We start from the raw sequence: 14,759 nt of genomic DNA on the forward strand, positions 1-14,759 counted from the left end.
GCACCGACTCGGCCCGCTCCGGGCGGCGCTCGCGCGCGGCGAACGCCTCGTCGCGCAGGCTGCGGGCCGCCGCGCCGGCCAGGTCGGCGGCCCGCCAGGCCGCCTGCTCCCGGGCGACCGCCGCCCGGTGCCGGGCCGCCAGGTGGTCCCGGGTCGCGCGGCGCAGCACCAGTTCCTGCTCGACCGGGTGCCGGCGCGGGTCCCAGCCGGCCCGGTGGGCGAGGACGTCGTCGAGTTGGGCGTCCGACAGCTCACCCCTCCGGTGCGCCTCCTCGGCGGCCCGGTGCAGCCAGCGTTCCCGGTCGGCGTACTCGGCGGGGGTCTGGCCGGTGTGCGGCAGGGGCATGACCGCAGCGGCGGCGAGCCGGCGCAGGTGCGCCTCCGCCGCCTCCAGCGCCGTCCAGGCCGACTCGACCTCCTCCTGGGTGGCGAGCCACCCGGCCCGCAGCCGGCTCGCCGTGGTGCCGGCCCGGTCGGCCGCCACGGCGACCTCCTCGGCGTACCGGGTGTGCTCCCGGTCCTGCTCGGCCCGTTCCGGGTCGTCGGGCAGGGCGGCGTCGCGGAACCGGCCGGCCACCGCCAGCCGGAGCCGGCCGGGCCGGACCACCAGGGCCGCGACGGCGACGGCGGCGAGGGCGAGCAGGATCAGCCAGATCGCGGCGGCGGCGGGGACATCGGGCAGGACGGCGGAGAAGACGGTCTGCATCACCAACACCTCACGGTGGACAACGATGTGGACGGACGGTGGCCCGGCAGCGGGCGGGGGCGGTGCGCGACACGTCCTGCGACGGAGGGACCGGATCGGATCTGTCCGGATCGCCGCCGGACCGACCGGGATCGGTTCGCGGCCGGCGGTGGGCCGGTCGTGGCCGGACGGGCGGCGCAGGTGCCGCGCGGCTCAGCTCCGGGGCGGGCCGCGCCGGCCGGTGGCGTCCCGGGCCGGGTCCGGCGTCGCCCCGGCGGCCGGCGCGACGGGCCGGGCGGCGGCACCGTCGGCGGGCGTCGGCGGCTGGGGCCGGAGGGACCCGTCGTCGGGCCGCTCGTCGCCGGGCCGGGTGTCGGCCCGGTCGCCGGCCGGCCGGGCGTCGGCGGGCAGCGTCGCCACCCGCGAGGTCACCACGGACGGTCGGGCGGCAGCGGCGGCCGGGCCGCCGGTGACGGCGAGGAACCCGCCGAGGCCGACGGCGAGCACCAGCGCGGTGACCGCCAGCCGGGTCAGGTCGCGCAGCCTCGACACCCAGACGGGCGGGGTGGAGGCTGCGCGGATCACCCGTCCAACCTATCCCCGACCGGCCGTCCGCGCAGCGGCGGTGGCCCGACCGGACGAGTGAGTCGGGCCACGGTGTGCCGTGTGGACGGACCGCTCCCACCAGGGATACGGCCGCTGACCTGCGCCTGGATGCATCGATGGCGATGAGAATGCCGACAGTTTCCGGCCGGTGGGTCCGGGCAATTCCGCCGACGGCGCGACGCCCCCGCCGCGCCGGACCGACAGACCGGAGGAGACACCATGGGAGTACGCCGTCAGGTCGTTGCGGCCGTCGCGGTCGCCATCGCGGCGGTGCTGGCCACCGCCGTACCCGCGCAGGCCGCGCCGACCGCCGTCGACACCGGACCGCTCACCCCGGTGGCCGACGTCGACGTCGAGCGTTACGCGGGCGACTGGTACCAGGTCGCCGCCATCCCGGCGATCTTCGAGATCCAGTGCTACAAGAACGTCACGGCGCGGTACGACGTCCAGCCCGACGGCACCATCGGGGTCCGCAACACCTGCCGCACCATCATCGGCACCACCAGCGCGGTCACCGGGCGGGCCCGTAGCGAGAACCCGCCGGCCGACTCGGCGTTGACCGTGTCCTTCCTCAAGCTCGGCGGTAGGTGGATCTACCTGGGCGGGCCGAACTACGTGGTGATCGGGCTCGACCCCGACTACCGGTGGGCGGTCGTCGGCGACCCGGACCGCAGCAGCGGTTTCGTCCTCTCCCGGGAGCCGGCGCTGACCGGGGCGCAGACGGCGGCGGCGAAGGCGGCGCTCACCGCCAACGGCTACGACCTGTGCGACTTCCGGACCACCCGGCAGGACGGTGGTGGCGGAGCCGGCAGCTTCTGCTGAACACCCACCCCGCGACGGCCCGTCTCCACCGGGGCGGGCCGTCGGCGTACCTGCCGGGCCGGCGGCTCAGGCGTCGGGCTCGGCCGGGTCGGGGGTGAAGAGGGCGAGCAGGTCGCCGACCTGGCGGTCGGCCTCGGCGGGGTGCCGGAAGTGACCGCTCGGGTTGAGCGTGTACTCGTTGCGCCGGCCGACCCGGGTCCGCCGCAGGTAGCCGCCGGCTTCCAGGTCGGCGACGATCGCCTGGGCGGCCCGTTCGGTCACCCCGACCTCGTCGGCGACGTCCCGGAGCCGGGCGGTGGGGTTGCGGGCGATGGCGAGCAGCACGTGACCGTGGTTGGTGAGGAACGTCCAGTTCCGGGTGCTCCCGGTGCCGCCTGTCGCCATGATGGTCATCGTATGGCCCGTTCCTGGGAGACCCGTCGTCGGCCGCCCCGACGGTCGCGCCCGGTCGGTGGGATCGGGCCCGGTGGGTCGCCCGCCGAGCCGGTGCGCGCCCGGGTTCGACACGCCGTCGACACCGCGCCGACCGATGCCTGAAACGTGTATCACGAAATCTTGACGTACCTTTAGCTGCGTGTGACCGTGGGGACACGGCCGTCGTCGCCGCCGGCCGGCGTGACCAGGTGCGATTCCGGACCGAGGTGAGGCAATGGCCCCGATCACTCCGACCCAGGCGCTGGCCGAGTTGCAGGCCGGCAACCGGCGTTTCGTCGCCGGGGCACCCCGCCATCCCAACCAGGACGCCGGGCACCGCACCGCCGTCGCCGACGGCCAGCATCCCTTCGCCGTCATCGTCGGCTGCTCCGACTCCCGGCTCGCCGCCGAGATCATCTTTGACCGGGGTCTCGGTGACCTCTTCGTGGTCCGGACCGCCGGGCACACCGCCGGGCCCGAGGTGCTCGGCAGCGTCGAGTACGCGGTGACGGTGCTCGGCACCCCGCTGGTGGTGGTCCTCGGGCACGACTCCTGCGGTGCCGTGCAGGCGGCCCGGGACACGGCCCGTACCGGCACCCAGCCCCCGGGGCACCTCTACTCGGTCGTCGCCGCCGTCGGGCCGAGCCTGCGTCGCGCGGCACAGCAGGGGGTGCACGACATCGACGGGATCGTCGACATCCACATCGCGCAGACCGTCGAGGTGCTGCTCGGCAACTCCCCGGTGATCGCCGCCGAGGTGGCGGCCGGCCGGTGCGCGGTGGTCGGCATGTCCTACCGGCTCGCCGCCGGTGAGGTCCACCAGGTGGCCCCGGCCGAGGAACCCACCGCCCAGGCGTCCGCCGTCGCGGTGCCCGGGCCCGCCGCGCCGACGGGCGTCGACCCCGCCCCGGCGGGCGAGCCGGCGGCCGTCCCCGGCTGAGCCGCCCCACGCACGACGAAGGCCGCCCGGTCCAGCCGGGCGGCCTTCGTCGTCGCTCGCTGACCCCACTGGGGTCGATGATGCGGATCCGGGACGCCGGACACCGCATCATCGGCCCCGATGAGGCTGATCACCCCGCTACAGCAGAGACACGTGCACGTGGTCGGTGTGGTTGGACGGCCCCGAGTACGAACTCCAGCCGTTGGCCGGGAACCAGATCTGCCGGTTCCAGATCACGTAGTAGATGCCCAGCCGGTCCGAGTTGCGGATCAGGAACGCGGCGAGGTTGTTGCCGTACATCCGGGTGTCGTTGTTGTGCCACGGGCTGAACCCGCTCTTCTGCAACGACCAGTCGCACGCCTTGCCCTTGGGGTGCTCCCACGGCCCACCGGGGCGGTAGCAGCCGACGAACCGGTTGAAGCCGGCCCGCTTGACCTCCTTGTACATGTGCAGCGTGCGCGGCGTGACGCAGCCGGACGTGGTCGGGTCGTTCTCGCTGCACGACTCGCCGCGCCACTCGCCGTTGGCGGTCTGGCCGGGGGCGATCCGGGCCACCGGGGACGTCGCGTCGACCAGGCCACCGGTGAAGCCCCGGCCGCCGACGAGGGCCAGCGCCTTGTCGGCCTCGGTCTTCTTCTTGGCCATCAGGTTGGTCTGCTTCTGCTGCTCGCGTACCTCGGCGTCGAGGGCGAGCTTGGCGTTCTCGGCCCGGCTCTTGGCCTCGTTGACCTCGGCCAGCTTGCCGGCGTTGACCATGTTCAGCTCGTCCAGGGCGGCGGCCCGGCGGACGAAGGCGTCCGGCGCGTCGCTCTCCAGCAGCGCGGCGACCGCGCCGACCCGACCCGTCCGGTACGACTGGGCGGCGATCTCGGTGACCTGGGGGGCCAGCGCGGCCAGTTCCTGCTCCGCCTTCTCCACCTCGATGGCGAGCTGGAGCTGACGCTTCTTGGACTTCTCCAGCCGGTTCTTCGCCGCCGAGTACTCCCGGTTGGTGGCCTCGATGACGTCGGTGAGGAGCTTCGGCTCGTCGTCCTCCTCGTGCCCCGAGGGGGTGGGCGCGTTGGGCGCGGCCGTCGCGGGGGCGGCGGCCGGTCCGGCGACGATCGCCAGGGCGGCGAGTACGGCCACTGCCGGCGTCAGCCAGCGGCGTAGGGGTGCCGTCACAGTTTTCCCTTCCGTCGACCGCCGACCGGGTTAGCTGACGGGTTCGGGACGGAAGTGGCCCCTACCGCTGGCGCGGATTCACCCCGGGTGCTCGGTTCCCCGGCTCGCCGTACGGCGATTGGGCGGTGGCACCGCTGGCGCCGGTGGGCGCCTTCGGCGGTGACCGGCAGCGAGGTTACCCGAGAGTCGTACCGGGGATCTACGCCCGCAACCCGACCAAATGCGTATTTTCCCGATAGCGAGGGGTAATCAGTGACGCGGCCGACAGCCGCGACCTCGCCTCCGGTCACGCAGCGCAGTGTCACCATGCGGCGTCCGTGCTCCTTTCCGGGTCTGGCCACCGTGCGGGGGCCGGGGTGGACGGTTCACCGTGCCGGGGCGCGCTCAACGCCTCCAGCGCCTCGGCACGGTCGGGGGCGGGACGTGGGGTGGGCGGCGGTCCGACCGTACCGGCGTCGGCCGGCCCCCGCCCGGCGGTCACCACCAGCGCGGCCAACCCCGTGGTCAGCGGCACCGCCGCCACCAGCCCGAGGGTCGCCACCGCGCTGCGGACGATCTCCTGGGCCAGGAACTCGCTGGTGAGGATCTGGCCCACCGGGCGGCTGTCGGCGGTGAGCAGGAGCAGCAGCGGCAGCGACGCGCCCGCGTACGCCAGCACGATCGTGTTGACCGTGGACGCGATGTGCGCCCGGCCGACCCGGGTGGCCGCCCGGTAGAGCTGCAACCGGGACAGCCCCGGGTTGGCGTGCGCCAGTTCGGTGACGGTGGCCGACTGGGTGACCGTGACGTCGTCCAGGACCCCGAGCGACCCGATGATGATCCCGGCCAGCAGCAGGCCGTGCAGGTCCACGTCGCGTTGGTACATCGACAGCGTGGTGGCCTCCTCGCTGCCGTACCCGGTCAGGTGGGTGGCGGCGGTGGCCAGCGTGCCCAGGACGCCGGTCAGCACCAGGCTGCCCAGCGTGCCCAGCACCGCCACCGAGGTCTGCGCGGTGATCCCGTGGGTCAGGTACAGCACCACGAACATGATCAGCGCGGCGCCGGTGACCGCGATCGGCAGCGGCGCGCCCCCGGCGGAGATGCCCGGCACCACGAAGGTCAGCAGGATGGCGAAGCTGGCCCCGAGGCCGGCCAGGGCGGCCAGCCCGCGCAACCGGCCGAACGCCACGATCGCCGCCGCGAACAGGGCGACCAGCCAGAGCAGCGGCATGCCCCGCTGGTGCTCGGCGATGTGGTAGCTGCTCACCGACGGATCGCTCGGGTCGGCCAACGCGACGAGCACCACCTCGTCGCCGACCGCCACCGTCGGCGCCCCCGGCCCGGACGGCACCGGCGTCTGCACCTCACGGCCCGCGTCCGGCCCCTGCTCGACGGCGACCGTCACCGTCCCGCACGGCCCGTCGGCCACCCCGGAGGGGCCGTCGGGGGTCTGCGGGGCGGGCGGGCACGGCTCGGTCACCACCCGGGTCACCGTGCCGTGGTGGCGGGGCACCTGGTCGCCCTGGTCGATCTTCGGGGTCTCGCCGGGCCAGAGCACCAGCGTGGCGATCACCGTGACCACGATGAGCGGCACCACCGTCATGACGAGGAGCCGCCGCACCCGCGGCGGGGTGGACGGAGCGGGACGGGTGTGGTCGGCGCCCATGTGTGCGAGTTCTCCCAACGATCCGGGACGGGATACGTGTCAGCCGGCCAACCGGTTCATCCACGGACGGCGGGTCATCGTCGGACGATGGTAGCCACCACCCCGGCCCTCCCGCCCGGTTCGCCCTGCCCACGGTAGGTCGAGGGGGGAGGGTGGAGGTCATGGACCAGCACCGGCCGGCCCCGGCGGCCAGCCCGCACCCCGGCCACCCGGGGCCACCCGGTCACGCCGACCACGACCCGGCGACGTTCCGGCATCGGTTCCTGGTCTGCCTGGCGCTGACCCTGCCGGTGGTGGCGACCGACCGGATGGTGCTGGCCTGGGCCGGCCACCCGCTGGAGTTCCCCGGCCGGTCCCTGGTCGGGCCGGTGCTCGGCTCGGTGGTCTTCTGGTGGGGCGGCCGGCCGTTCCTGACCGGGGCCGTCCGGGAGGCCCGCGCCCGCACGCCGGGCATGATGCTGCTGGTCGCGATGGCGATCAGCGTCGCGTACGCCGCCTCGGTCCTGACCTTCTTCGGTGTCTTCGACCTGGACTTCTGGTGGGAGCTGGCGGCGCTGGTGACCATCATGCTGCTCGGTCACTGGCAGGAGACGAAGGCGATCGGCCAGGCCCGGGGGGCGCTCGACGCGCTGGCCGCGCTGCTCCCCGACGACGCCGAACGGGTCGGCGCGGACGACGTCGTCGAACGGGTGCCGGTGACCGGGCTGCGCGAGGGCGACGTGGTGCTGGTCCGCCCCGGCGGTCGGGTGCCCGCCGACGGACGGATCGTGGCCGGCGTCGCCGAACTGGACGAGTCGATGGTCACCGGCGAGTCCCGGCCGGTGCCCCGGTCGACCGGCGACCGGGTGGTGGCCGGCACCGTCGCCACCGACCAACCCGTCCGGGTGCGCATCGAGGCGGTCGGTGAGGCGACCACACTGGCCGGCATCCGCCGCCTGGTCGCCCAGGCGCAGCGGTCCGGCGGGCGGGCGCAGGCGCTCGCCGACCGCTTCGCCGGCTGGCTGTTCTACGTCGCCACCGGCACCGCCGTGGTGACCGCGCTGGTCTGGACCGCGCTCGGCGAGCCGGACCAGGCGGTGGTGCGGGGCGTCACCGTGCTGGTGATCGCCTGCCCGCACGCCCTGGGCCTGGCGATCCCGCTGGTGGTCGCGCTCTCCACCGCCCTCGCGGCCCGCTCCGGGGTGCTGGTACGCGACCGGTTGGCGCTGGAGCGGATGCGGACCGTCGACGCCGTGCTCTTCGACAAGACCGGCACCCTCACCCGGGGCGAGCACGTGCTGGTCGGGGTGGCCGCCGCCGACGGCACCGACGGGGACGACGTGCTGCGGCTCGCGGCCGGCGTGGAGGCCGCCAGCGAACACCCGCTGGCCCGCGCGATCGTGACCGCCGCCGCCGACCGGGGCGGACCTCGTACGGCCACCGGGTTCCGCGCGCTGCCCGGCCGGGGCGTCCGCGCCGGGATCGACGGCACGGGCTACGCCGTCGGCGGTCCGGCGCTACTGCGCGACCTGGGCCGGGAGCTGCCCGGCGAACTGGCGGCGGCGCAGCGGGAGTGGACCGGCCGGGCGGCGGTGGTGCTGTACCTGGTGCGCCTGCCCGACACCGTGGTCGGCCTGTTCGCCCTCGCTGACCAGGTGCGACCGGAGGCACGGGAGGCGGTCGACGCGCTGCGGGCCGAGGGCGTCCGGACGATCGCGATGATCACCGGGGACGCCCGGCCGGTGGCCGAGGCGGTCGCCGCCGACCTGGGCTTCCGACCCGGGGTGGACGAGGTGTTCGCCGAGGTGCTCCCGGCCGACAAGGACCGGCAGGTGGCCGGGTTGCAGCGGCGCGGGCTGCGGGTGGCGGTGGTCGGTGACGGGGTGAACGACGCCCCGGCCCTGGCCAGGGCCGACGTCGGGATCGCCATCGGCGCGGGCACCGACGTGGCGGTCGAGTCGGCCGGGGTGGTGCTCGCCTCGTCCGACCCGCGCGGGGTGGCCGGTGTGCTGCGGCTGTCCCGGGCGGCGTACCGGAAGATGCTCCAGAACCTGGCCTGGGCGGCCGGTTACAACGTGGTGGCGTTGCCGCTGGCCGCCGGGGTGCTGGCCGGGGCGGGGATCACGCTCGGCCCGGCGGTCGGCGCGATCCTGATGTCCGCGTCCACGATCGTGGTGGCGCTCAACGCCCAACTGCTGCGCCGGGTACGCCTCGACGCCCGGTGACCCGTACCGGCCCGCCGGGCGGCCGGGACGGCTAGCGTGGAGCCGTGCGGCGGGCGGGTACGGCGACGACGACCGGGCGGTGGTTGCGGCTGCTCCTGCTCGTCGGCACGCTGCTGGGGCTCTCCGCGATGCACACCCTCGGCCACGACGCACACCTGGGCGGCGGTCACCCCGCCGGCCACGACACCGCGACGGGCGGCCCGCACCGGTCCACCGCCGGGCACGACGCCCCGGCCGACCGGTCGTTGCCGCGTGAGCCGGTGCCGGTCGTCGGGGGATGCGTCCACGGGTGCGCGGCGGCGCTGCCCGGCGGGTCGTCCGACAGTCCGTCGACGGCGTGGAGCGTCTGCCTGGCGGTGCTCGGCGCGCTCACCGTGACGGTGCTGGTGCTGCTCTTCGCGGTGCGTACCAGGCCGGCCGGGGTGTCCCGTCCGCCGTCGCGGCCCCGGGAGCCGCGCGCGCCGCCACCCCGCCCGCTCGGGCTCCGCCTCGCCACGGTGTCGGTACTGCGCAGATAGGACGCCCCGACGCGCGGCTCCGCCGCGTCCAGTGTCCTTGTCCGTCGTACCGAAAGGTCCGCTCGTGTCCACTCGTCGTCGTGCGCGCCGTGCCGTCCTGGCCGGCGTCGCCCTCAGCACCGTCGTCGCCCTGTCCGGCTGCGGCGGCGACCATTCCACCGACGGCGGCCACGGCCGCCCGGCCGCGGGCGCCGCCCCGGCCGCCTCCGCGTCCGCCGGGGTCGACCCGGCCGACGTGACGTTCGCCCAGATGATGATCCCGCACCACCAGCAGGCGGTACGGATGTCGGAGCTGGCCGGGAGCCGGGCCGAAGATCCGGAGGTCACCCGGCTGGCCGGACAGATCCGCGCCGCCCAGGCCCCGGAGATCGCCACCATGACCGGGTGGCTCACCGCCTGGGGCCGACCCGTCCCGTCCGGCAGCCCGGCCGGCGGTCACCTGCCCGGGATGGACCACGGCATGCCGGGGATGATGTCCGACGCCGACCTGGCCCGGCTGGAGGGGGCGACCGGTCGGGACTTCGACCGCCGCTTCCTCACCATGATGATCGCCCACCACGAGGGGGCGATCACCATGGCCCGGCAGGAGTTGGCGGACGGTCGGCACGCCGGGGCGCGGGCCATGGCGCAGCAGATCGTCGCCACCCAGCAGGGCGAGATCGACACCATGCGGAAGATCCTCGCCCGGCTCTGACCCGTGCGCGGGCGGGCCGGTCCCGACCGGTCCGCCCGCGTCGCCGGGGCGGTCAGCCGCGTTTCATCAGGCGGCCGACGGCGGCCATCATCTCGGCGGCCATCTCGTCGGCCCGGCCCTCGGCGGCCCCCTCGTGCATGCAGTGCCGGGCGTGGCCGTCGAGCAGCCCGAGGGCGACCTTGTCCAGGGCGGCCTGCACGGCGGAGATCTGGGTGAGCACGTCGATGCAGTACCGGTCGTCGTCGACCATCTTCTCGATGCCCCGGACCTGCCCCTCCACGCGGCGCAGCCGCGCGAGCAGCTGGTCCTTGCTGGCGGTGTAGCCCCGGACCGGGGTGCTCGGTGTGGTCATGTCGACCACGATAGCTTACCCCCGGGGGGTATGCTACGGTCGCAGGGCGACGTACCCCTGGGGGGTATGTTGGACGAGTGGAGGGGAGAGCCGCATGATCACGAACTACCAGGTGACGGGCATGACCTGCGGGCACTGCGTCAGCGCGGTGAGCGCCGAGGTGGGTGCCCTCGACGGCGTCACCGACGTCCAGGTCGACCTGGCCTCCGGCCGGGTCGCCGTCACCAGCGACGGCCCGCTGGACACCGCGTCCGTACGGGCCGCCGTCGACGAGGCCGGCTACGACCTCGTCGAGGCGTGACGGTCCGGGGCGTGAACACACCGACCAGGCTGGGCGGCTTCGCCCTCGCCCTCGCGGTGGTGTTCGGCGCGGCGTACGGGGTCGGCCAGCTGACCGGCCCCGTCACCCCGCCCGCCGAGACCCGCCACGACCCCGCGCACACCCCGGAACCCGCCCGTAGCCCCGTCGTCCCCGAGCCCACCACCGACCCGACGCCGACCGTCACCGGCACCGGCGGGGCCGGTCACACCCACGGTTGACCGGAGGTGCCGCGATGACCCCGACCACCCAGAACCCGCCCACCGCCCCCCACCTGATCGAACTGGCCATCGGCGGGATGACCTGCGCCTCCTGCGCCGCCCGGATCGAGAAGAAGCTCAACCGGCTCGACGGCGTCGAGGCGAGCGTCAACTACGCCACCGAGAAGGCCACCGTCCGGTACCCCGACGGGGTCACCCCGGACGACCTGATCTCCACCGTCGAGAAGACCGGCTACACCGCCGTCGTCCCCCCGCCGCCCGCCCCCGCCGGGACGGAACCGGCCGGCGCGCCGGTCGACGAACTGGACGCCCTGCGGACCCGGCTGCGGGTGTCGGCCCTGCTCACCCTGCCGGTGATCGTGCTGGCGATGGTGCCTGCCTGGCAGTTCACCTACTGGCAGTGGCTGTCGCTGACCCTGGCCGCCCCGGTGGTCGCGTACGGCGGGCTGCCGTTCCACCGGGCCGCCTGGACCAACCTACGGCACGGCGCGGCGACCATGGACACCCTGGTGTCGCTCGGCACCCTGGCCGCGTTCGGCTGGTCGCTCTGGGCGCTCTTCCTCGGCGACGCCGGGATGCCCGGGATGACCCACCCGTTCCGGCTGGACGTCGTCCGCACCGACGGGGGCGGCAACATCTACCTGGAGACCGCCGCCGGGGTGACCGTGTTCCTGCTGGCCGGCCGCTACTTCGAGGCCCGGTCCAAGCGGACCGCCGGGGCGGCCCTGCGCACCCTGCTCGAACTCGGCGCGCGGGACGTCGCCGTGCTGCGGGGCGGCACGGAGACCAGGGTTCCGGTCGACCAGCTCGTCGTGGGCGACCGGTTCGTGGTCCGACCCGGGGAGAAGATCGCCACCGACGGGCGGGTCGACGAGGGCACCTCGGCGGTCGACGCCGGCATGCTCACCGGCGAGTCGGTGCCGGTCGAGGTCGGGCCCGGCGACCAGGTGGCCGGTGCCACCGTCAACGCGGGTGGCCGGCTGGTCGTCACCGCCACCCGGGTCGGTGCGGACACCCAGCTCGCCCAGATGGCCCGGCTGGTCGAGGCGGCGCAGACCGGCAAGGCCGCCGTGCAGCGGCTCGCCGACCGGATCTCCGGGGTCTTCGTGCCGGTCGTCATCGCGCTGGCCGTCGGCACGCTGGGCTGGTGGCTGGGCGCCGGGGGCGGCCCGACCGCCGCCTTCACCGCCGCGGTGGCCGTGCTGATCATCGCCTGTCCGTGTGCGCTCGGCCTGGCCACCCCGACCGCGCTGCTGGTCGGCACCGGGCGCGGCGCCCAGCTCGGCATCCTGATCAAGGGGCCGGAGGTGCTGGAGTCCACCCGGCAGGTCGACACCGTGGTGCTGGACAAGACCGGCACGGTCACCACCGGCCGGATGACCCTGGTCGACGTCCGCCCCGTCGCGGGGCAGGACCGGGCCGAGCTGCTCCGGCTCGCCGGAGCGGTGGAGGCCGGCTCGGAGCACCCGATCGCCCGCGCCGTGGCGGCCGGTGCCGCCGGGGCCGGGGAACTGCCCCCGGTCACCCGGTTCGCCGCCACCGAGGGGCTCGGCGTCACCGGCACCGTCGACGGCCACGACCTCGTCGTCGGGCGGCCGAGGCTGCTGCGCGAACGGGGTCTGGACGTACCCGGGGAGGTGGTCCGGGCGGTGGCCGAGGCGGAGGCCGCCGGGCGTACGGCGGTGGTGGCGGGCTGGGCCGGGCGGGCCCGGGGCGTCCTCGCGGTCGCCGACGTGGTCCGACCCACCAGCCGGGCGGCGGTCGCCGGCCTGCGCGAGCTGGGCCTGACCCCGGTGCTGCTCACCGGGGACAACGCGACAGTCGCGCAGGCGGTGGCCGCCGAGGTCGGCATCGACCAGGTCACCGCCGAGGTGCTGCCGACCGACAAGGTCGACGTGGTACGCCGGCTCCAGGCGCAGGGCCACACCGTCGCCATGGTCGGCGACGGGATCAACGACGCCGCCGCCCTGGCCCAGGCCGACCTGGGGCTGGCCATGGGCACCGGCACCGACGTGGCGATCGAGGCGTCCGACCTGACCCTGGTCCGGGGTGACCTGACCGCCGCGGTGGACGCGATCCGGCTCTCCCGGCGCACCCTCGCGGTGATCAAGGGGAATCTGTTCTGGGCGTTCGCCTACAACGTGGCCGCCCTCCCGCTGGCCGCCGCCGGGCTGCTCAACCCAATGATCGCGGGGGCGGCGATGGCCTTCTCGTCGGTATTCGTGGTGGCCAACAGCCTCCGTCTGCGCCGCTTCTCCACCGCCACCCCCCACCCCGGACAGCCGCGTTGATCAAGAGGTTTGCGTCACCCGCCGGCTCGCTGGTGACGCAAACCTCTTGATCAACGGGCTGGGGCCGGTGGCGGCTGTGTTTTGGGGAGGGGAGGTGGGGGTATCTGGGTGGCGTTGGAAGAAATGCTTTATTCGGGAGGCTCTCATGGGGTTCGACGACAAGATCGGCAACACGACCGAGAACACCGCCGGCAAGATCAAGGAGGGCGTCGGCCGGGCGACCGACAACGAGCGCCTTGAGGCCGAGGGCCGCAACGACCAGGCCAAGTCCAGCCTCAAGCAGGCCGCCGAGAAGGTCAAGGACGCCTTCAAGAGCTGAGCCGCGCAACCGTCACGCCGGACCGACCCCGTCGGGCCGGCGTGACGCGTGTCCGGGCCCGCCGGTGCCCGCCGATTCGATTTCCCGCCCGGTCGTGCGGCATCGTGTCGCGGTACGGCCGTCACACCGAACGGGGAAAGTCGATGCATCGCCGCTCCGCCACCGCACTCACCCTCGCCGTCCTCGCCGTCCTCGCCACCGGCTGCTCGGACGGGGAGGCCGGCACCGACGCCGCCCCCGGCCCGTCGGCCACCGCCACCACCGGGGAGCCCACGCCGGAGGCGACGGCCACCACCGCCCCGGAGAGCACCGCGCCGACCACCGGCACCGCCGCGAACACCGCCCAGGTCTGCCGGGCCGTCGATCAGTTGATCATCGACGGCAGCCGGCAGATCACCGCCGACTCGGCCGACGCCACCCGGGAGGAACTCACCCCGGAACAGCTCAACGGCAAGCTCAAGGGGCGGCTGAGCCGGCTCGCCGACGACGTCCGCGCGCAGGCCCGCAAGGCGCAGGACGACCGGATCAAGAAGCTGGTCGAGGAGACCGCCACGAAGATCGACGCCGGGGCGGCGGCCAAGAGCCCGGCGAGCTGGATGGGCACCGACTTCGTCGACATCCCGCCCCGGCTCACCCGCGACTGCCACGTCTGAGCCGGCGCTACGGCCCGGCGTCGACCGCGACGGCCCGGCGTCGACCGTTACGGCTCAGCGTCGACCGCTACGGCTCAGCGTCGACCGGGCAGCGGGCGCGACGGCGGCGCGCTGCCGGCGAGCGAGGCCCGGTCGGCGGCCGAGGTGCCGGACTGCCAGCCCTCGGCGTCCCGCACGGTCAGCCGGGCCCGGGTGACCCCGGGGAAGAGGGTGTCCATCCGTTCCCGTACCGCACCGGAGCGGGCCGCGAGCACCGGCAGCAGCCGGTCCGCCCCGGCGTCCTGCGTCGCCTGCCGGTCCGCCGCGTCGGTCGCGGCCCGCAGCCGCTCACCGATGCGCAGGGCGAAGGCGTGCAGGAAAGCCTCGTCGTACGCTTTGGTCCGCCGGCCGCCGCCGCGCCGCTCCCGCCGGCCGCGCAGCATCGCGGCGGTGGCCTGCACCAGCAGCGAGGTGTGCAGCAGTTCGACGGCCTCCAGATCGGCCGGGAAGCCGAGCACGGTGGCGAAACCGAGATCGTCGGACCAGACCGACTCGCACCGGTTCGCCGCCGCCACCTCCTGCACCAGCAGCGCCTTCGCGCCCGCGTAGGGGGCGTCGGTGCTGATCCGGACCCCGCCGGGCTGGTCCGGGTGGGCGGCCGTCGACTCGACCAGCGCCCGCTCCAGGCTGTGCCGGGCGATCAACTCCTGCGCCTTCCCGGTGAACGCCTCCGCCTCGGCGGGGAAGGTGGTGGACTCCGCCTTGGCCAGCAGCGCCCGTACCCGGTCGAGGACGCGGGAGCCGGACGGCCCGCGCGGCCCGGTCACCGTCGCGGCACCGCCGCCGCCGGGCGGTGGGCGCAGCACCGCGACCGGCGGCAGGCCGGCCAGCAGCGCCAGCACCTCGACCGCGTCCCGCAGGGCGGCGATCCGG

Annotated in this window: 17 protein-coding genes and 1 riboswitch; of the genes, 10 read left to right on the plus strand and 7 right to left on the minus strand. The window is 75.0% G+C overall.

Features of this window, described 5'->3' with window-relative positions:
• The coding region (locus H1A17_RS30500; protein WP_194823513.1) for a hypothetical protein at positions 1-706 on the minus strand (706 nt) is incomplete at its 3' end.
• 192 nt (positions 707-898) lie between these two features.
• Positions 899-1,270 (minus strand): hypothetical protein, encoded by a 372-nt coding sequence (locus H1A17_RS30505; RefSeq protein WP_145917648.1) that lies wholly within the window; start codon positions 1,268-1,270, stop codon positions 899-901.
• Positions 1,271-1,510: 240 nt separating this feature from the next.
• Here H1A17_RS30505 and H1A17_RS30510 point away from each other — a divergent pair, with 240 nt between their 5' ends.
• The gene (locus H1A17_RS30510; RefSeq protein WP_194823514.1) at positions 1,511-2,113 is read left to right on the plus strand and encodes a lipocalin family protein; all 603 of its coding nucleotides are present in this window, start codon (positions 1,511-1,513) and stop codon (positions 2,111-2,113) included.
• Positions 2,114-2,179: 66 nt separating this feature from the next.
• On the opposite strand, the gene H1A17_RS30515 is transcribed toward H1A17_RS30510, so the two are convergent.
• Positions 2,180-2,506 carry a helix-turn-helix transcriptional regulator gene (locus H1A17_RS30515; RefSeq protein ID WP_370516991.1) on the minus strand — a complete coding sequence of 109 codons (327 nt, stop codon included), beginning with the start codon at positions 2,504-2,506 and terminating at the stop codon, positions 2,180-2,182.
• A 256-nt stretch (positions 2,507-2,762) separates the two neighbouring features.
• Between H1A17_RS30515 and H1A17_RS30520 the strand changes: the two genes are divergently transcribed.
• On the plus strand, positions 2,763-3,467 hold the full coding sequence (locus H1A17_RS30520) for a carbonic anhydrase (protein WP_145917651.1): 705 nt from the start codon (positions 2,763-2,765) through the stop codon (positions 3,465-3,467).
• A gap of 138 nt (positions 3,468-3,605) precedes the next feature.
• Here H1A17_RS30520 and H1A17_RS30525 read toward each other — a convergent pair whose 3' ends face one another.
• On the minus strand, positions 3,606-4,631 hold the full coding sequence (locus H1A17_RS30525; protein WP_145917652.1) for a hypothetical protein: 1,026 nt from the start codon (positions 4,629-4,631) through the stop codon (positions 3,606-3,608).
• 3 nt (positions 4,632-4,634) lie between these two features.
• Positions 4,635-4,766: riboswitch (cyclic di-AMP (ydaO/yuaA leader) on the minus strand.
• 166 nt (positions 4,767-4,932) lie between these two features.
• A complete protein-coding gene (locus H1A17_RS30530) occupies positions 4,933-6,276 on the minus strand; it encodes a YibE/F family protein (protein WP_145917653.1) in 1,344 nt (447 codons plus the stop codon).
• A gap of 161 nt (positions 6,277-6,437) precedes the next feature.
• Here H1A17_RS30530 and H1A17_RS30535 point away from each other — a divergent pair, with 161 nt between their 5' ends.
• The 3 genes from H1A17_RS30535 to H1A17_RS30545 all read left to right on the plus strand — a co-directional run bounded on the left by H1A17_RS30535 (position 6,438) and on the right by H1A17_RS30545 (position 9,692).
• Positions 6,438-8,480, plus strand: a complete 2,043-nt coding sequence (locus H1A17_RS30535; RefSeq protein WP_194823515.1) for a heavy metal translocating P-type ATPase — start codon at positions 6,438-6,440, stop codon at positions 8,478-8,480.
• Positions 8,481-8,524: 44 nt separating this feature from the next.
• On the plus strand, positions 8,525-8,998 hold the full coding sequence (locus H1A17_RS30540) for a hypothetical protein (RefSeq protein ID WP_194823516.1): 474 nt from the start codon (positions 8,525-8,527) through the stop codon (positions 8,996-8,998).
• 64 nt (positions 8,999-9,062) lie between these two features.
• A complete protein-coding gene (locus H1A17_RS30545) occupies positions 9,063-9,692 on the plus strand; it encodes a DUF305 domain-containing protein (protein ID WP_145917656.1) in 630 nt (209 codons plus the stop codon).
• A gap of 52 nt (positions 9,693-9,744) precedes the next feature.
• Here H1A17_RS30545 and H1A17_RS30550 read toward each other — a convergent pair whose 3' ends face one another.
• The gene (locus H1A17_RS30550; protein WP_091244878.1) at positions 9,745-10,044 is read right to left on the minus strand and encodes a metal-sensitive transcriptional regulator; all 300 of its coding nucleotides are present in this window, start codon (positions 10,042-10,044) and stop codon (positions 9,745-9,747) included.
• 94 nt (positions 10,045-10,138) lie between these two features.
• Here H1A17_RS30550 and H1A17_RS30555 point away from each other — a divergent pair, with 94 nt between their 5' ends.
• From H1A17_RS30555 to H1A17_RS30575, 5 genes are all read left to right on the plus strand, one after another.
• Positions 10,139-10,345 (plus strand): heavy-metal-associated domain-containing protein, encoded by a 207-nt coding sequence (locus H1A17_RS30555; protein ID WP_088643691.1) that lies wholly within the window; start codon positions 10,139-10,141, stop codon positions 10,343-10,345.
• Positions 10,346-10,356: 11 nt separating this feature from the next.
• A complete protein-coding gene (locus H1A17_RS30560) occupies positions 10,357-10,584 on the plus strand; it encodes a hypothetical protein (RefSeq protein ID WP_145917657.1) in 228 nt (75 codons plus the stop codon).
• Positions 10,585-10,598: 14 nt separating this feature from the next.
• On the plus strand, positions 10,599-12,875 hold the full coding sequence (locus H1A17_RS30565) for a cation-translocating P-type ATPase (RefSeq protein ID WP_194823517.1): 2,277 nt from the start codon (positions 10,599-10,601) through the stop codon (positions 12,873-12,875).
• Between the two features lie 145 nt (positions 12,876-13,020).
• Positions 13,021-13,194, plus strand: coding sequence for a CsbD family protein (locus H1A17_RS30570; protein ID WP_088643694.1), 174 nt, complete (start codon positions 13,021-13,023; stop codon positions 13,192-13,194).
• A 143-nt stretch (positions 13,195-13,337) separates the two neighbouring features.
• Entirely contained in the window at positions 13,338-13,847 is a 510-nt protein-coding gene (locus H1A17_RS30575) for a hypothetical protein (RefSeq protein WP_145917659.1), read from the plus strand.
• A gap of 74 nt (positions 13,848-13,921) precedes the next feature.
• Here H1A17_RS30575 and H1A17_RS30580 read toward each other — a convergent pair.
• Positions 13,922-14,759: DUF2786 domain-containing protein (locus H1A17_RS30580; RefSeq protein WP_194823518.1), on the minus strand; the 838-nt coding region annotated here is incomplete at its 5' end.

Origin of the sequence: Micromonospora sp. S-DT3-3-22, from assembly GCF_015354745.1 — a bacterium.
Classification (GTDB): domain Bacteria; phylum Actinomycetota; class Actinomycetes; order Mycobacteriales; family Micromonosporaceae; genus Micromonospora; species Micromonospora wenchangensis.